The sequence below is a fragment of the Vibrio sp. D54 genome (assembly GCF_021728075.1).
Taxonomy (GTDB): Bacteria; Pseudomonadota; Gammaproteobacteria; order Enterobacterales; family Vibrionaceae; genus Vibrio; species Vibrio alginolyticus.
Window position 1 is genome coordinate 45778 of record NZ_JAKKCS010000007.1, and the last position, 15578, is coordinate 61355.

Sequence of the window (15578 nt, forward strand, 5' to 3'; positions counted from 1 at the left end):
CTTCATGTATAGCAAAATTTTAGGTACTGGCAGCTACCTGCCATCTCAGGTGCGTACAAACGCAGATCTAGAGAAAATGGTAGATACAAGTGATGAGTGGATCGTTGCTCGCACGGGTATTAAAGAGCGTCGAATTGCTGCAGAAAACGAGACTGTAGCAGACATGGCATTCTACGCAGCTGAAAACGCTATCGATATGGCGGGTATTGATAAAAACGATATCGACCTGATTATCGTAGCCACAACGAGCAGTAGCCATACTTTCCCTTCATCTGCGTGTCAGGTGCAGGCAAAGCTTGGCATTAAAGGTTGTCCAGCTTTTGACTTAGCCGCTGCTTGTTCTGGTTTTGTGTACGCATTATCTGTTGCAGACCAACATATCAAATCTGGTATGTGCAAAAACGTACTTGTGATTGGTTCAGATGCTTTGTCTAAAACATGTGATCCGACAGACCGTTCAACCATTATCCTATTTGGTGATGGTGCCGGAGCCGTTGTCGTAGGCGCTAGCCAAGAGCCAGGCATTATCTCTACCCACATATACTCGGATGGTCAATTCGGAGAGCTTCTAAGCCTACCTGTACCTGTGCGGGGGCAAGATGCGGATAAATGGCTTCATATGGCTGGAAACGAAGTATTCAAAGTCGCTGTCACTCAGCTATCGAAACTAGTAAAAGATACGCTTGAAGCCAACAACATGCATAAGTCTGAACTAGACTGGCTAGTGCCGCACCAAGCGAACTACCGCATTATTTCAGCGACAGCGAAGAAACTTTCGATGTCACTAGACCAAGTCGTGATTACACTTGATAAACACGGCAACACATCAGCTGCTACGGTGCCAACAGCACTAGATGAAGCGGTACGTGATGGTCGTATTAAACGCGGTCAAACTCTGCTTCTTGAAGCGTTTGGCGGCGGATTCACTTGGGGCTCGGCCCTTGTGAAGTTCTAAGTTTCACAAGAATTCAAAATTTAAGGTGCACTTGGTGCATCTTATTTCTTTTTACTTTGCTTAAAGGAAAACAACATGAGCAAGTTTGCTATCGTATTTCCAGGTCAAGGTTCTCAAGCTGTAGGTATGCTTGCAGAACTAGGCGAACAATATGACGTAGTAAAACAAACATTTGCAGAAGCATCTGACGCACTAGGTTACGATCTATGGGCGCTTGTTCAAAATGGACCTGCAGAAGATTTAAACGAGACTTTCCGTACTCAACCAGCTTTGCTAGCTTCATCTGTTGCAATCTGGCGTGTATGGCAGGAACTTGGCTTAGAGCAACCAGCAAACCTAGCCGGTCACAGCCTAGGTGAGTACTCAGCACTTGTATGTGCGGGTGTTATTGACTTTAAAGAAGCCATCAAGCTGGTTGAATTACGTGGTCAACTTATGCAAGAAGCAGTACCAGCTGGTACTGGCGCAATGTACGCGATTATCGGTTTGGCTGATGATGCGATTGCAAAAGCGTGTGAAGACGCAGCGCAAGGCGAAGTGGTCTCTCCAGTAAACTTTAACTCGCCTGGTCAAGTCGTTATCGCTGGTAGCAAAGACGCAGTAGAGCGAGCTGGTGCGCTATGTAAAGAAGCTGGTGCGAAGCGTGCGCTTCCTCTTCCTGTTTCAGTACCTTCACACTGTGCACTTATGAAGCCAGCAGCGGAAAAACTTGCCGTAGCTCTTGAGTCTATCGAATTTAACTCACCACAGCTGCCAGTTATCAACAACGTTGATGTGGTTGCTGAGACAGATCCTGCAAAAATCAAAGATGCGCTTGTTCGTCAGCTACATAGCCCAGTTCGTTGGACTGAAACAGTTGAACTGATGCACGATCAAGGCGTAGAAAATCTTCTTGAGCTTGGTCCTGGTAAAGTTTTAACAGGTCTAACAAAACGTATCGTGAAAACGTTAACTGCAGCAGCAGTGAATGATATCGCATCGCTAGACGCTGCGAAGTAATCCATCAAGCGATAAATTTGCGATAAGAAAAGGAAACACAACATGATGAATCTAGAAGGTAAGATCGCGCTAGTTACCGGCGCAAGCCGTGGTATTGGCCGCGCGATCGCGGAACTTCTTGTCGAGCGAGGTGCTACGGTTATCGGTACTGCTACTTCTGAAAGTGGTGCGGCTGCTATCAGCGAGTATCTTGGTGATAACGGTAAAGGCTTAGCGCTTAACGTGACTGATGTCGAGTCTATCGAAGCGACATTAAAAACGATCAACGAAGAATTTGGTGTGATCGATATTCTGGTGAATAACGCTGGTATTACTCGTGACAACCTATTGATGCGCATGAAAGATGATGAGTGGAACGACATCATCGATACCAACCTAACGCCAATCTACCGCATGTCTAAAGCGGTTTTACGCGGCATGATGAAAAAACGTGCGGGTCGTATCATCAACGTAGGCTCTGTTGTTGGTACCATGGGTAACGCAGGTCAAACTAACTACGCAGCAGCGAAAGCGGGCGTGATTGGTTTTACTAAATCAATGGCTCGTGAAGTTGCGTCTCGTGGTGTAACAGTGAACACTGTTGCTCCTGGTTTCATCGAAACTGACATGACTAAGGCACTAAATGATGACCAACGTGCGGCAACTTTGTCGAACGTGCCAGCAGGTCGTTTAGGTGACCCACGTGAAATTGCATCAGCAGTAGTTTTCCTTGCTTCTCCTGAAGCAGCGTACATTACTGGTGAAACTTTGCATGTAAATGGTGGCATGTACATGGTTTAATGCGACAGTTTATGCAAAATAAGCTATTTTACATTGTGAAAAATAGCCTATAGTTGCAGTTAACTGTCATGAACTTGTCATGCTTATGCGCAAGATTTGTGCATGATTTAAGTCAAAAATGTATTGAAATTCGGTTAAATTCGCTAATTTTGTGGTTTGACCAGCAAGGACCCCCTTGCAACTTTCAATAGTTCGAATAAACTACGGAATCATCGCATTAGGCGAAATCTGTAAAGGAAAAGAAAAATGAGCAACATCGAAGAACGCGTAAAGAAAATCATTGTTGAACAGCTAGGTGTAGACGAAGCAGAAGTTAAAAACGAAGCTTCTTTCGTTGACGATCTAGGTGCTGATTCTCTAGACACTGTAGAACTAGTTATGGCTCTAGAAGAGGAATTCGACACTGAGATTCCTGACGAAGAAGCTGAGAAGATCACTACTGTTCAAGCTGCAATCGACTACGTAAACAGCGCTCAGTAATTAGCTCTCCCAGGCGGTCTCCTAGACCGCCTGTGTTCTTTCTAACTTCTTCTATCCTCTCATAGAAATATTCAATTCCCGGAGAATTATATCGTGTCCAAGCGTCGTGTAGTTGTCACTGGCATGGGTATGTTGTCACCGGTAGGCAACACAGTAGAATCATCTTGGAAAGCCCTGCTAGAAGGTCAAAGTGGTATCGTAAATATCGAGCACTTTGATACTACGAACTTCTCAACTCGTTTTGCAGGTCTTGTTAAAGATTTCGATTGCACAGAGTACATGTCTAAAAAAGATGCTCGTAAGATGGACCTTTTCATCCAGTACGGCATTGCAGCGGGTATTCAAGCTCTTGATAACTCTGGCTTACAAATTACCGAAGAAAATGCGGCTCGAGTTGGTGTTGCTATCGGCTCAGGCATTGGCGGTCTTGACCTTATCGAAACTGGCCATACTGCATTAGTAGACAAAGGCCCTCGCAAAGTTAGCCCATTTTTTGTTCCTTCGACCATTGTAAACATGGTTGCAGGTAACCTATCTATCATGCGTGGTCTTCGTGGTCCAAATATCGCGATTTCTACCGCATGTACTACTGGCCTGCATAATATCGGCCATGCAGCACGTATGATTGCCTACGGCGATGCAGATGCGATGGTTGCTGGTGGTGCAGAAAAAGCTTCTACGCCTCTTGGCATGGCTGGCTTCGGTGCAGCTAAAGCACTATCTACTCGTAATGAAGAGCCTCAAAAAGCGTCTCGCCCATGGGATAAAGGCCGTGATGGTTTTGTTCTAGGTGATGGTGCTGGCATGATGGTGCTTGAAGAGTACGAACACGCAAAAGCACGTGGCGCGAAGATTTACGCAGAACTGGTTGGTTTTGGTATGTCTGGTGATGCTTACCACATGACATCTCCAAGCGAAGACGGCTCTGGTGGTGCACTTGCGATGGAAGCGGCGATGCGTGACGCTAACATCACAGGTACTCAAGTAGGTTATGTGAATGCTCACGGTACTTCTACTCCAGCTGGTGATGTTGCAGAAATCAAAGGCGTGAAACGTGCTCTTGGTGAAGAAGGTGCGAAGCAAGTTCTTGTATCTTCAACTAAGTCGATGACGGGTCACCTATTAGGTGCTGCTGGCTCTGTTGAAGCAATTATCACGGTTATGTCTTTGGTTGACCAAATTGTTCCGCCAACCATTAACCTTGATGATCCAGAAGAAGGTCTAGACATCGACCTTGTGCCGCATACAGCGCGCAAAGTTGAAGGTATGGAGTACGCTATCTGTAACTCGTTTGGCTTTGGTGGTACAAACGGTTCTTTGATCTTCAAGAAGTTCGCTGAGTAACACTATCTAACCTAATTTAGATAAGCGAAACTTGTATTCTAACGGCTCGATGCTTAGCATTGAGCCGTTTTGTTTTATTTGTTGTCTGCTAATTTGAAGGTACGTGAATGTTTTGGGTAAATGGAGTTCCGCAAACGCATGTAGAGCTAGGTGATCGCTCATTCCAATACGGTGATGGAGGCTTTACCACCATCCTGACCCAAAATGGAGAGTTGGTTTACTGGCAGGAACATACTGAGCGCATGAGTGCTTGCCTTGACGCTTTGAAGATCTCTTCACCTGACTGGAAAGTTGTGCATGATTGGGCAAGCAAAGCGGTTTTATCTGACGCACGAGCGGGGGTGAAGATTCACGTTAGCCGCGGTATTGGCGGGCGAGGGTATAGCCCTAATGGGATTGAAAGCCCTATCGTGACGATTTCCAATTTTGTGTTTCCTTCTCATTATTCATCTTGGCAAGAACAAGGTGTGGACTTGGGCGTTTGTAATACTCGTCTAGGGATTCAACCTTTACTTGCGGGACATAAGCACAACAACCGTTTAGAGCAGATTCTCGCCAAGGCTGAAATCGACAATACAGAGTTTGCAGATGCAATAACGTTAAATGTGCAAAACCATGTCATTGAAACTACAATGGCCAACCTTTTTTGGGTTAAAGGTAATAAAGTATTTACGCCGGAGCTGACCTTATCAGGCGTTACGGGCGTAATGCGTCGTAAGGTGCTTGAGTTACTTAAAGTAAGTCATATTGAAGTCATCGAGGGGCGTTTTATACTTCCAGATTTGCTGAGTGCTGACGAGGCTTTCATGTGTAACTCAATATTAGGTGTCGCACCTATTAGCAGCATAGTGACATCGAACTCTAAGACTATATTTCCGATAGGAAAATTGACTCAACGACTGCAAGGGAATTTAACTACGTGATTAAAAAACTGTTGGCTTTTGTTGTGCTGATCGCAGTGATAGGCGCAGCAGCTGTTTTTTATATAATTTCACAGGCTAAACAATACGTTGAAAAGCCTATTCTATTGGAACAACCTCAGCTGTTTACTGTAGAAAGTGGTACAAGCTTTCATCATGTCATGCGCGCCTTAGTTGAAGATGAGGTGATTGAAACATCGGAGTACATCCGTTTAATTCCTCACTTATATCCAGAATTGTTGCAAGTGCGAGCGGGTACTTACCAACTTGAGCCTGGTATGTCACTTTCGCAAACATTGGAGCATCTGAATACTGGAAAAGAATACCAGTTTGCGATCACTTTTGTTGAAGGCAGCCGCTTTTCTGAATGGGTAGATCAACTAAAAAGTGCTCCTTATTTAAAGCATGATTTAACCGATCTTTCAGAAAAAGAAATGGCTGCGAAGCTCGGAATTGAGAGAGAAAAGCTAGAAGGGTTGTTTTTAGCAGAAACCTACCATTACACAGCGGGTGCGAGTGAAAGCCAGTTATTAAAACGAGCGCATCGAAAACTCAATAAAATACTGGACGCTAGCTGGGAAGCTCGTCAAGAAAAGCTGCCATTACAGGATAAGTATGAAGCCTTGATTCTCGCGTCTATCATCGAGAAAGAGACGGCTATTGATTCTGAGCGTGAGCGCGTCGCTTCTGTGTTTATCAACCGATTGAACAAACGTATGCGGTTACAAACTGATCCGACAGTTATTTATGGTATGGGTGACGCCTACGATGGCAACATTCGTAAGAAAGATTTGCGTACGCCGACACCATATAACACCTATACCATCAATGGTTTGCCACCAACACCGATTGCGATGGCTGGTGAAGCTTCCATTGAAGCGGCTTTGAATCCAGAAAGCAGCAACTATTTATATTTTGTAGCAAGTGGAAAGGGCGGACATGTATTCTCGAAATCCCTTGCTGAGCACAACCGTGCTGTTCGTGCCTATTTAAGAGAACTAAGAAAGAACAAATGATGAAAGCAAACTTTATTGTCGTTGAAGGCCTAGAAGGCGCGGGTAAAAGCACTGCGATTAAAACCGTTTTAGATACGCTAAAAGCGGCCGGTATTGAGGATATCGTAAATACCCGTGAGCCAGGAGGCACACCGCTAGCAGAAAAAATGCGCGCTCTGGTGAAAGAAGAGCACGAAGGCGAAGAACTTAAGGACATGACGGAGTTGCTTCTTCTGTACGCTGCACGTGTTCAGTTGGTTGAGAACGTGATCAAACCAGCTTTGGAAAACGGTCAGTGGGTGGTTGGTGACCGACACGATATGTCGTCGCAAGCTTATCAAGGTGGTGGCCGTCAGATTGACGCATCGTTAATGAAAAATCTCCGAGATACAACGCTTGGTGATTTTAAACCTGCTCTCACTCTCTATATGGATATTGACCCTCGTGTTGGGCTTGAGCGTGCACGTGGGCGTGGTGAGTTAGATCGTATAGAGAAGATGGATATTAGTTTCTTCGAGCGTACACGTGAGCGTTATTTGGAGATTGCTCATGCCGATCCTTCCATCGTTATCATTAACGCAGAACAGACGATTGAAGGCGTGTCGCGTGATATTCGGGACGCTCTAAACGAGTGGCTAGCTCGTCAATAAGTGAAACGTAAATTTAGGTGACTCATGTTAAATGATTATCCATGGCTACAGCCAATATGGGATAACCTCAAAGTAGGGTTAGAGTCGGACAGAATACCAGGTGCGCTTTTATTACAAAGCGAGCAGGGCTTGGGCATCGAAAAACTTATCGAGTTTTTTAGCCAAGCACTTCTTTGCCAAAATTACGCGAGTGAAGCATGCGGTTTTTGTCATAGCTGCCAGCTAAATCAATCTCAAAACCACCCTGATTTACACTGGATCAAGCCAGAGAAAGAAGGAAAGGCGATAACGGTGGACCAAATTCGCGCTTGTAACCGTCTTGCTCAGGAATCATCTCAGCTTAATGGTTACCGCCTATTTGTAATAGAACCGGCGGACTCTATGAACGAGTCGGCATCGAATGCGCTGTTAAAGACGCTAGAAGAGCCTGGGGCAAAGTGCTTGTTTTTGCTCGTTACCCACAATCAGGAGCGTCTGCTCCCAACGATTCGTAGCCGTTGCCAACACTGGGTTGTTGCGCCTCCGTCAGCGGAACAAGCGATGCAATGGATGCACGAACAAGGGGCGAAGCAAGTTCCTGCTTATGCCTTAAAACTGAATATGGGCTCTCCAATAAAAACATTGGATGCGTTAAATAATGGTGAGCTCGAAGCTTACTTGGCTTTTGAACGCAGTTTTATTAAGGCAATGTCTTCGCCTGTTTCAGACGTTTCTGAGTGTGCTTCTTTAATCGCTAAACACTCAGAGCAATCACTAGACTGGGCATGGTATTTACTGACAGATGCTCAGAAAGCGCAGTTTGGTGTATCAGAAGCTCAAATGCTTCCGGGCGCGACAAAGTTTCAACCGGACAACTATAACGGTTTGTACTCATCAGCGAAGGCGCTGATGAACCTGAAAGCTCAGGTGCAAGCCTTTCCTGGCCTGAACCTTGAGCTACTATCAATGAATTGGTTAATTGAATCACGAGAGGCATTATGTTCGTAGATTCTCATTGTCATTTAGACAAATTGAATTACGACGATCTCCACATCAATGTGGAAGACGTTATTAACAAAGCTAAACAAGCAAACGTAACTGAGCTACTTTCTGTTGGAGTAACGCTGGATTCTTTCCCGAAAATGATGGAAATGATCGAGCCTTATGACAATGTTTATGCTTCGTGCGGTGTGCATCCACTTGATGTTGAAAGCGACTTTTCGATGGACGTATTGCGCCACCATGCGTCGAATGCAAAAGTCGTCGCTATTGGCGAAACGGGTTTAGATTATCATTACAAGCCCGAAACGGCCGCGTTACAGAAAGAGCGCTTTGAGCAACACGTTGATCTTGCAGTGGAGCTCAACAAACCTTTAATTATCCATACCAGAAACGCACGTGCGGATACTCTTGATATTTTGCGTAAGGGTGGGGCAGAGAAATGTGGTGGTGTTATCCACTGTTTTACAGAAGATCTTCCATTTGCTGAAGCTGCACTGGAGCTAGGGTTTTATATTTCTATCTCGGGGATTGTTACTTTCCGTCAAGCTACAGAGTTAAAAGAAGTGGTGAAGACTCTACCTTTAGAGAAGCTTCTTATTGAGACAGATTCTCCTTACTTGGCTCCTGTCCCTCATCGTGGCAAAGAGAATCAACCCGCTTATGTTGTCGAAGTCGCTTCTTATATTGCGCAACTCAAATCGTGCTCTCTTTCTGAGGTGGCACAAAAAACCACCGAAAACTTCCGAAATCTTTTTTTGTGATGAAAAAATAATAAGAGCATAAAAAAGGAGCTTAGGCTCCTTTTTTGTTGATAAAAACAACAGATACGCTCACGAGTTTAATGTTTACTAAAAATGTTGATTTAATAACATTCAAAAATCACAAATGTAATTTTGTTACTAAAAATAACATTGAGGCGTATTTTATTTACGCCTTAAAATTAATTATATAAATAATTAATTCTTTATAAAACAGTAATATAAGTGCAATGCAAACCTTTTCATCGGCTGTTTTTGGGTGTGATCCAAGACTTGTTTTGAAACTAAATTTCGTAACTGTGTGGAAAGTTTGAGGGTCATCAATATATATTTAGAGCCGGAAAATATAATGCAGTTGTGGTTACATTTTCATTGGGTGCTAACCTTTAGGCTACGGGGGTGTGCCGTTAGTGCCCAAATAATACTTATAAATTTATCAGGAGCATAAACATGTTTAAGAACCTTTTTGCTAACCTGCAAAAAGTTGGTAAGGCTCTGATGCTTCCAGTATCAGTTTTACCAGTTGCAGGTATTTTATTAGGTGTGGGTGCTGCCCATCTAAGCTTTATTCCAGAGATCGTTTCTAATCTTATGGAACAAGCTGGTGGTTCAGTATTCGGCCAAATGGCACTTCTATTTGCAGTAGGTGTAGCTCTAGGCTTCACTAACAACGACGGTGTTGCAGGTCTTGCAGCTATCGTTGGTTACGGCATCATGACGGCAACGCTAGGTGTAATGGCGGGCGTTATGGGTGTTGAGAAAATCGATACAGGTGTACTAGGTGGTATCCTTGTCGGTGGTGTGGCTGCTTGGGCATTCAACCGTTTCTTCAAAATCCAACTTCCAGAGTACCTTGGCTTCTTCGCTGGTAAGCGCGCAGTGCCAATCATCACTGGTTTTGCTGCGATCATCCTAGGTGTTATCCTTTCTGTTATCTGGCCACCAATTGGCGGTGCAATTTCTGCATTCTCTGATTGGGCTGCACACCAAAACCCACAGCTAGCATTCGGTATCTACGGTGTTGTTGAGCGTTCTCTAATCCCATTCGGTCTACACCACGTATGGAACGTACCGTTCTTCTTCGAAGCAGGTTCTTGTGTTAACGCTGCCGGTGAAGCTCAAAATGGTGTACTAACTTGTTACCTAGTTGCTGATGAAGCATCTCGTGCTGCTGGTAATGGCTTCGGTCAGCTAGCGGGTGGTTACATGTTCAAGATGTTCGGTCTACCAGCTGCAGCAATCGCAATTGCTCATTGTGCTAAACCAGAAAACCGTGCAAAAGTAATGGGTATCATGGCGTCAGCTGCACTGACTTCATTCCTAACTGGTATTACTGAGCCAATCGAATTCTCATTCCTATTCGTTGCTCCACTACTATACGGTATCCACGCTCTACTAGCTGGTTCTGCATACATCGTTTCGAACACTCTAGGCTTTGTACACGGTACTTCTTTCTCTCACGGTCTGATCGACTTCCTAGTTCTATCTGGTAACGCTCAGAAGATGGTGCTAATGATTGCCGTTGGTCTAGTTTACGCAGTAATTTACTACGTAGTGTTCCGTGGTGTAATCACAGCGCTTGACCTAAAAACACCTGGCCGTGAAGATGAAACGGAAAGTGCAGCTGTAACTTCTGGCTCTGATATGGGCGGTGAACTGGTTGCAGCGTTTGGCGGTAAAGCTAACATTACTGGTCTAGATGCATGTATCACACGTCTACGTGTAGCAGTTGCAGATACAGCAGCTGTTGACCAAGACAAGCTAAAACAACTAGGCGCTGCTGGTGTTGTAGTTGTAGCTGGTGGTGTACAGGCTATCTTCGGTACTAAGTCTGATAACCTAAAAACTGAAATGGATGAGTGGATTCGTAACCACGGTTAATCGCAGTCATTCATAGTAATGCATAAAAGGAGGCTTCGGCCTCCTTTTTTAGTTCCTATTTTATTAACTGACAGTTCCTTTTTAGTGTGATCCTAAACTCATCTTTACTTTTGTCAGCTTTTTCATACATCGAGCTTACCCATCGTTGACATATTGATATGCCATTATGTTTGAATAGCGAATAATGTTTTTTTGAATAATTGATAACGTGTATGAAGAACAAATTCATTTTAGTTTTGGGACTAGTTTCTAGTACGGCAATGGCGGCAAGCGAGCCAACGGATCTATCAGTTGGTATGGCTGTCGATCAACAATTAAGTGTTGTTGTAGAGTTAGATAACAAATATCGTGGCATTATCGGAAACGATGGTATGGCGTTTGATTACATCGCTAAGCGTGGAACATTCGATCAAAACATGCCTGTGACTTGGTATGTCGGCGTTGGTGGCTGGTATGAATGGGATGACGAGTTTGGTGTGAGAGTACCACTTGGTGTGAACTGGGATTTATCACGCGGCTGGGACCTTTATGGTCAAATACACCCAGAGCTAGATCTTTACAAAGGTGCTGACTTGCAACTTGGCGGCGCCGTTGGCATCAAGTACAGTTTCTAGAATTGAACTAATGTATGTATAAAAAAACGCCGGTAACTACCGGCGTTTTTTATGTGGAACTTAACGTTCTATTGTTTATCCATGGCTCGCTTGATGCAAACGGCAGCGCCGCCCCAAGTGATACCTAAACCAATAACCATCATAATAATTGCGCTGATTGTCATTTTGCTGTCTCCTTGCGGTTCACTGCGTTGATCACTAGACCAAAGATAAAGAGTGCGGCGATAAGTGCCCAGCCTAAAGTTAGATCATAGCCACCGTAGCCTTCAGTAATTAGGGCGTATAGCTTGGTCGCTAAGATAATGGCGAGCATGATTGGTGTAACGAAGCGTAAGCAGATCTCGAACCATTGACCAACAGAGAAATCAGAGCGCTCGTTAACGTAATTACGTACTTCTGGCACGCGCTTCAATAGCCACGCCATCAAGACAATCTCAATCAGACCACCAACCATGATGCCAACGTTGTTTGCAAAGTGGTCTACTAGATCGAGTAGCAGCAGACCGCCATTGGTAGCAAACGCCATAGAGACAACGAAGCCAATACCAATCACAACATTTGCAGCTTTTTTACGGCTCCACTTCAGCTTGTCGATAATGGCTGAAGTTACGGCTTCCATAATTGAAATATGCGAACTTAGACCAGCAACCACCAGTGCAAAAAAGAACAGTGGACCAAGAATATATGGGGCAGGTAGTAGGTTAATTGCCGCAGGTAAAGTAACAAAAGCCAAGCCAACGCCTGCAGATACCACCTCTGTTAACGGCTTACCTTGCTCTTGAGCCATGTAACCCAATACTGAGAAGATCATGATGCCGGCTAGGATCGAGAAGCCACAGTTGATCAACACGGTCATAAACGCGTTATTCGTTATGTCCGACTTTTCTGGTAGGTAGCTAGAGTAAGCTAGCATGATGGCGAAGCCGATACTTAACGTAAAGAAAATCTGACCATATGCCGCTGCCCATACTTTCACATCCCAAATTTTGCTGAAATCGGGTTCGAACATGTAGTTCACGCCATCTAGAGCTCCTGGCAAGAAAATCATACGTCCGATTAAGAAAATCACCATCAAGAATAGGATTGGCATCATAATTTTAGATGCTCGTTCAATTCCTGATTTCACGCCTTTGGCAATGGCGGTGTAAGTAATTGCCCAAGCAATTACCATGGATAAAGCAATCTTCCATTGAATACTGCCTAAGTCTGTTGGTGAGTTGTCACCTAGCTTTAGGTATTCACTAAAGAAAAATGCGTTGGTATCGGTTCCCCAACCTTGAGTGAACGACAACCCAAAGTAAGAAATCGACCAACCGATAACAGCCACATAGTAAACGGCAATAACTGCAGCCACACCAACTTGGAACCAGCCAAGCCATTCAAATTTAGAATGAATTTTCGCAAGTGTTTTTGGTGCCGAGCCTCGGTATTTTTGTCCCATACTGAACTCAAGGATCATAAAAGGAATACCGGCAGTGATCATGGCAAAAATGTAAGGAATAAAAAATGCGCCGCCACCGTTTTCATAGGCCATGTATGGGAAACGCCAAATGTTTCCCAAACCGATAGCAGACCCAACTGCTGCTAAGATGAATCCCGCCCGGGATCCCCATTGTTCTCGCTTCATATTTGACTCCTATAAGACTCCCTGAGGAATGAAGCTCTCTACGTAACACAGTAATAATTGCGCAAACAGTTGGAAGAAAGGACCGCTGTTATCCATCAGCTTTTCTATCCTTAATTCTAACTTATTATAATTTTATAGAGCTATATTCTGTCTACTGTAAGAGAAAGTAGATTATTAATCTTAAAATTTTGATGTGTGTTTGATAAAACTGAAATATTTATCTGTTTTCACTGATCAGACTAACTTCTAATAATACTTAGCGCAATAGAATCTAAATGTTAATTCAGATGCGTTGTCTGGTTTTAATCTTGTTAAATTTGAGTTTGATTGTGGTTTTGTGTGGGTGGGTGGTTGTTTGTCTGGAATAAATGACTGGGATCTAATAATTGCTTTGGTGTTTAAGACTATTTTGATTAATTAGGGCGTACGGCTATCTTTTGTGCACCTATCTAGATGATGCTTCGTTACTTTGCCAAACAATGGTGTTTAGACGATATCCTTTATCGGCTCTGTGCAGGACTCGTTCAGCGCTCTTTGTGACGAGTCCTACAAAGGAACATGCATAAAAATTAGAAGCGGAAACTAAAACCGACATTTGATTGGAATTGGTTCATCCAATCAGTATCGAACTTAATGATACAGTTTGAGCCGTCATTAGGTAGAGTACAGGCGCCAGATGTATCGTTATCAACGACCGTTCCTAACCATCTCAGTTGGGCTGTTAACGCAAAGTTCTTTGAAAATTCATATTCCAGCCCTGCAAAAGCGCTAGCCGAAAATCCGTATTTTTTGTCTACCCAATCCACATCGGCGTAAGAAGCGCCCAAACCTACACCGATATAGGTTTGCCAATTTTCTGCGACAGGATAGTACATGCTGCTTTGGAAGTGCAGATAATGGATATCTGCCGAGTTGGACAGCTTTTCAAGTTCCGTCGATTGATTGGAGTAAAACAATCCGATCCTTCCTTTTTCTAAGGGAGTCTCGACTGAAAGAGCGTAATTCACTGCGGGGTCGAGATCGTATTTATTACCACTTTCATCCTCTACTTGGCCGCCTCCTGTATAGCCTATGTATGGCGTAACGATGATATTCGCTTGTGCATTGATAGCAGTACTCATCATCATGATTCCTACTAGCCAGCTGAGTTTTTGGTTCATGCCCTATCTCCTTATTATGACTAAGCTAATTGTGATGGGTTAGTCAAAATTGCGCGACTAAATTAAGCAAATCTTGAACATATTTCACACCGGTGTTATTAATTTGTTACATATTAAGGAGGTGTTTATGGAACACGATCTAAAATCCGCATTAATCATTGTGGTGACTGTTTTTGCAGTGCTTTTGTCATTTGGCATCATTGCTATTACAACAGCTTAAGATAACCACTTTTACCAAACGTTTTAACAAAACGGCGTGAGCCTATGATACGTAACAGCGGTATAATCACAGAAAGCCATGCAGAGCTTGATGTAAAAGTTTATGAGCACTTTAGGCATGGTAAAACTGCTTTAGTCACGCAAGGTGGAGGGCAGAGAGGGATTTTTACCGCTGGCGTTTTAGACGCCTTTTTACTTTCCAACTTCGATCCTTTCGATGAATTTTATGGCACCTCTGCAGGAGCACTTAACTTATGTTCTTACTTGTGTCGTCAACATGGCATGGGCAAAGCTTTTATTACCGAGCTGACAACGTCTCCTGAATTTTTTAATCTGTTTCGCTATATCCGAAAGCAGCAGTACTTAGGTTTAGAGTGGGCATTAGAACGGATTCAAGATTTCCCATACAAGCTTGACCTTGATTTAGGTCGCAGTGCATTGGGAAAACGAGGGGCGTTTGCTGCGGTAACGAATATAGAGACGCTATCAGATCAATATCTACCAATCTTGGATGACTCGTGGTTTAACACTATGCTAGCGACATGTGCGATTCCCAAGTTATATCACGGACCTGTCGACGTAAATGGCAATAAGTTTGTTGATGGCGGCGTGTCTGCCTCTATCCCTGTTCAAGAAGCGTGGCGTCAGAATGCTCGCAACATTATTGTCATTCGCACAGAGCCGTTTTCAGAGATTGAAGCGAGAGCCCAAAGTGAAGTGGGGGATGTGCCTGTCGAATGGTATCGAGAGTCTATCAACTCAGTACAGCAATCATGGCAGCAAAAAGTGAATCAGTGGAAGCTGGATTGGGCGTCGTTCTTCCAACAAAAAATTAATGCAGCACATCAATCGAAGCTTGCAGGGAAAATGCTGTTAAATGGAGGCCGTTGGTTGTTCGGTGCCGATAACTTGTATCGTTTAAGTCATCTGATTGGTGAGAATTTTGATTCAGGTTTAGCCGACATGCTGATGATTCATTATCAAACATTTGAGCTCACTCAGGCCTTTATATCTGCTCCACCTGACGACACTTTTATTTTACAAGTTGCGCCTAAAGAGGGACTTCGTTCTTCTTCTTTGTTAAGTGACCAAGAGTCACTAGAGCATGACTATCAACTTGGGCTTCAAGCTGGGTTTAACCTAGTTCAACTCTATGACCAGCTGGATGTTGAAATTGATGGTAGAGAGAGTGCATAAACCTTCTTACGTTCACGA

General features: G+C 43.9%; 17 protein-coding genes. 14 read left to right on the forward strand and 3 right to left on the reverse strand.

The annotated features are described in order from the left end of the window. Positions 1-4: 4 nt before the first annotated feature. The 12 genes from L3V37_RS11425 (at position 5) to L3V37_RS11480 (ending at position 11357) form a co-directional block, all read left to right on the forward strand. Positions 5-955 (forward strand): beta-ketoacyl-ACP synthase III, encoded by a 951-nt coding sequence (locus L3V37_RS11425; RefSeq protein WP_017821385.1) that lies wholly within the window; start codon positions 5-7, stop codon positions 953-955. A gap of 75 nt (positions 956-1030) precedes the next feature. After that, entirely contained in the window at positions 1031-1954 is a 924-nt protein-coding gene (fabD, locus tag L3V37_RS11430) for an ACP S-malonyltransferase (RefSeq protein WP_237306342.1), read from the forward strand. Positions 1955-1999: 45 nt separating this feature from the next. Further along, a complete protein-coding gene (gene fabG / locus L3V37_RS11435) occupies positions 2000-2734 on the forward strand; it encodes a 3-oxoacyl-ACP reductase FabG (protein WP_031781117.1) in 735 nt (244 codons plus the stop codon). 246 nt (positions 2735-2980) lie between these two features. After that, positions 2981-3214 carry an acyl carrier protein gene (gene acpP, locus L3V37_RS11440; RefSeq protein ID WP_004406112.1) on the forward strand — a complete coding sequence of 78 codons (234 nt, stop codon included), beginning with the start codon at positions 2981-2983 and terminating at the stop codon, positions 3212-3214. 93 nt (positions 3215-3307) lie between these two features. Then, complete coding sequence (gene fabF / locus L3V37_RS11445; protein ID WP_005372948.1) at positions 3308-4558, forward strand: beta-ketoacyl-ACP synthase II; 1251 nt, start codon at positions 3308-3310, stop codon at positions 4556-4558. 107 nt (positions 4559-4665) lie between these two features. Next, positions 4666-5481 (forward strand): aminodeoxychorismate lyase, encoded by an 816-nt coding sequence (pabC, locus tag L3V37_RS11450; RefSeq protein ID WP_237306343.1) that lies wholly within the window; start codon positions 4666-4668, stop codon positions 5479-5481. Beyond that, positions 5478-6494, forward strand: a complete 1017-nt coding sequence (gene mltG, locus L3V37_RS11455) for an endolytic transglycosylase MltG (RefSeq protein WP_005372950.1) — start codon at positions 5478-5480, stop codon at positions 6492-6494. Before pabC ends, mltG begins: the two co-directional genes overlap by 4 nt. Further along, on the forward strand, positions 6491-7123 hold the full coding sequence (tmk, locus tag L3V37_RS11460) for a dTMP kinase (protein ID WP_005387350.1): 633 nt from the start codon (positions 6491-6493) through the stop codon (positions 7121-7123). The genes mltG and tmk overlap by 4 nt, the downstream gene beginning before the upstream one ends. A 24-nt stretch (positions 7124-7147) precedes the next feature. Further along, a complete protein-coding gene (locus tag L3V37_RS11465) occupies positions 7148-8110 on the forward strand; it encodes a DNA polymerase III subunit delta' (protein ID WP_054729226.1) in 963 nt (320 codons plus the stop codon). Next, positions 8101-8865 carry a TatD family hydrolase gene (locus L3V37_RS11470; protein WP_054577648.1) on the forward strand — a complete coding sequence of 255 codons (765 nt, stop codon included), beginning with the start codon at positions 8101-8103 and terminating at the stop codon, positions 8863-8865. Before L3V37_RS11465 ends, L3V37_RS11470 begins: the two co-directional genes overlap by 10 nt. A 447-nt stretch (positions 8866-9312) precedes the next feature. After that, a complete protein-coding gene (gene ptsG, locus L3V37_RS11475) occupies positions 9313-10743 on the forward strand; it encodes a PTS glucose transporter subunit IIBC (protein WP_005372959.1) in 1431 nt (476 codons plus the stop codon). A gap of 212 nt (positions 10744-10955) precedes the next feature. Further along, on the forward strand, positions 10956-11357 hold the full coding sequence (locus tag L3V37_RS11480) for a hypothetical protein (RefSeq protein ID WP_005372960.1): 402 nt from the start codon (positions 10956-10958) through the stop codon (positions 11355-11357). 68 nt (positions 11358-11425) lie between these two features. Here the strand turns inward: L3V37_RS11480 and L3V37_RS11485 are convergent, their stop codons facing one another. From L3V37_RS11485 to L3V37_RS11495, 3 genes are all read right to left on the reverse strand, one after another. Beyond that, positions 11426-11521 (reverse strand): MetS family NSS transporter small subunit, encoded by a 96-nt coding sequence (locus tag L3V37_RS11485; protein ID WP_005372963.1) that lies wholly within the window; start codon positions 11519-11521, stop codon positions 11426-11428. Further along, positions 11518-12984: a sodium-dependent transporter gene (locus L3V37_RS11490; RefSeq protein WP_237306344.1), complete on the reverse strand. Its 1467-nt coding sequence runs from the start codon at positions 12982-12984 to the stop codon at positions 11518-11520. Before L3V37_RS11490 ends, L3V37_RS11485 begins: the two co-directional genes overlap by 4 nt. Positions 12985-13553: 569 nt before the next feature. After that, the gene (locus tag L3V37_RS11495; RefSeq protein ID WP_053306612.1) at positions 13554-14144 is read right to left on the reverse strand and encodes an outer membrane protein; all 591 of its coding nucleotides are present in this window, start codon (positions 14142-14144) and stop codon (positions 13554-13556) included. Between the two features lie 127 nt (positions 14145-14271). Here L3V37_RS11495 and L3V37_RS11500 point away from each other — a divergent pair, with 127 nt between their 5' ends. Together L3V37_RS11500 and L3V37_RS11505 are read left to right on the forward strand one after the other, a co-directional pair. Further along, positions 14272-14364 (forward strand): YnhF family membrane protein, encoded by a 93-nt coding sequence (locus tag L3V37_RS11500; RefSeq protein WP_005372970.1) that lies wholly within the window; start codon positions 14272-14274, stop codon positions 14362-14364. A 44-nt stretch (positions 14365-14408) separates the two neighbouring features. Further along, the gene (locus tag L3V37_RS11505; protein ID WP_005372971.1) at positions 14409-15560 is read left to right on the forward strand and encodes a patatin family protein; all 1152 of its coding nucleotides are present in this window, start codon (positions 14409-14411) and stop codon (positions 15558-15560) included. Positions 15561-15578: the final 18 nt, after the last annotated feature.

Excerpts from the sequence above, each read along its gene's own strand:
- L3V37_RS11425 (WP_017821385.1), top strand. The coding sequence starts at position 5 with ATGTATAGCAAAATTTTAGGTACTGGCAGCTACCTGCCATCTCAGGTG.
- fabD (WP_237306342.1), top strand. The coding sequence starts at position 1,031 with ATGAGCAAGTTTGCTATCGTATTTCCAGGTCAAGGTTCTCAAGCTGTA.
- fabG (WP_031781117.1), top strand. The coding sequence starts at position 2,000 with ATGAATCTAGAAGGTAAGATCGCGCTAGTTACCGGCGCAAGCCGTGGT.
- acpP (WP_004406112.1), top strand. The coding sequence starts at position 2,981 with ATGAGCAACATCGAAGAACGCGTAAAGAAAATCATTGTTGAACAGCTA.
- pabC (WP_237306343.1), top strand. The coding sequence starts at position 4,666 with ATGTTTTGGGTAAATGGAGTTCCGCAAACGCATGTAGAGCTAGGTGAT.
- tmk (WP_005387350.1), top strand. The coding sequence starts at position 6,491 with ATGATGAAAGCAAACTTTATTGTCGTTGAAGGCCTAGAAGGCGCGGGT.
- L3V37_RS11465 (WP_054729226.1), top strand. The coding sequence starts at position 7,148 with ATGTTAAATGATTATCCATGGCTACAGCCAATATGGGATAACCTCAAA.
- L3V37_RS11470 (WP_054577648.1), top strand. The coding sequence starts at position 8,101 with ATGTTCGTAGATTCTCATTGTCATTTAGACAAATTGAATTACGACGAT.
- ptsG (WP_005372959.1), top strand. The coding sequence starts at position 9,313 with ATGTTTAAGAACCTTTTTGCTAACCTGCAAAAAGTTGGTAAGGCTCTG.
- L3V37_RS11480 (WP_005372960.1), top strand. The coding sequence starts at position 10,956 with ATGAAGAACAAATTCATTTTAGTTTTGGGACTAGTTTCTAGTACGGCA.
- L3V37_RS11485 (WP_005372963.1), bottom strand. The coding sequence starts at position 11,521 with ATGACAATCAGCGCAATTATTATGATGGTTATTGGTTTAGGTATCACT.
- L3V37_RS11490 (WP_237306344.1), bottom strand. The coding sequence starts at position 12,984 with ATGAAGCGAGAACAATGGGGATCCCGGGCGGGATTCATCTTAGCAGCA.
- L3V37_RS11495 (WP_053306612.1), bottom strand. The coding sequence starts at position 14,144 with ATGAACCAAAAACTCAGCTGGCTAGTAGGAATCATGATGATGAGTACT.
- L3V37_RS11500 (WP_005372970.1), top strand. The coding sequence starts at position 14,272 with ATGGAACACGATCTAAAATCCGCATTAATCATTGTGGTGACTGTTTTT.
- L3V37_RS11505 (WP_005372971.1), top strand. The coding sequence starts at position 14,409 with ATGATACGTAACAGCGGTATAATCACAGAAAGCCATGCAGAGCTTGAT.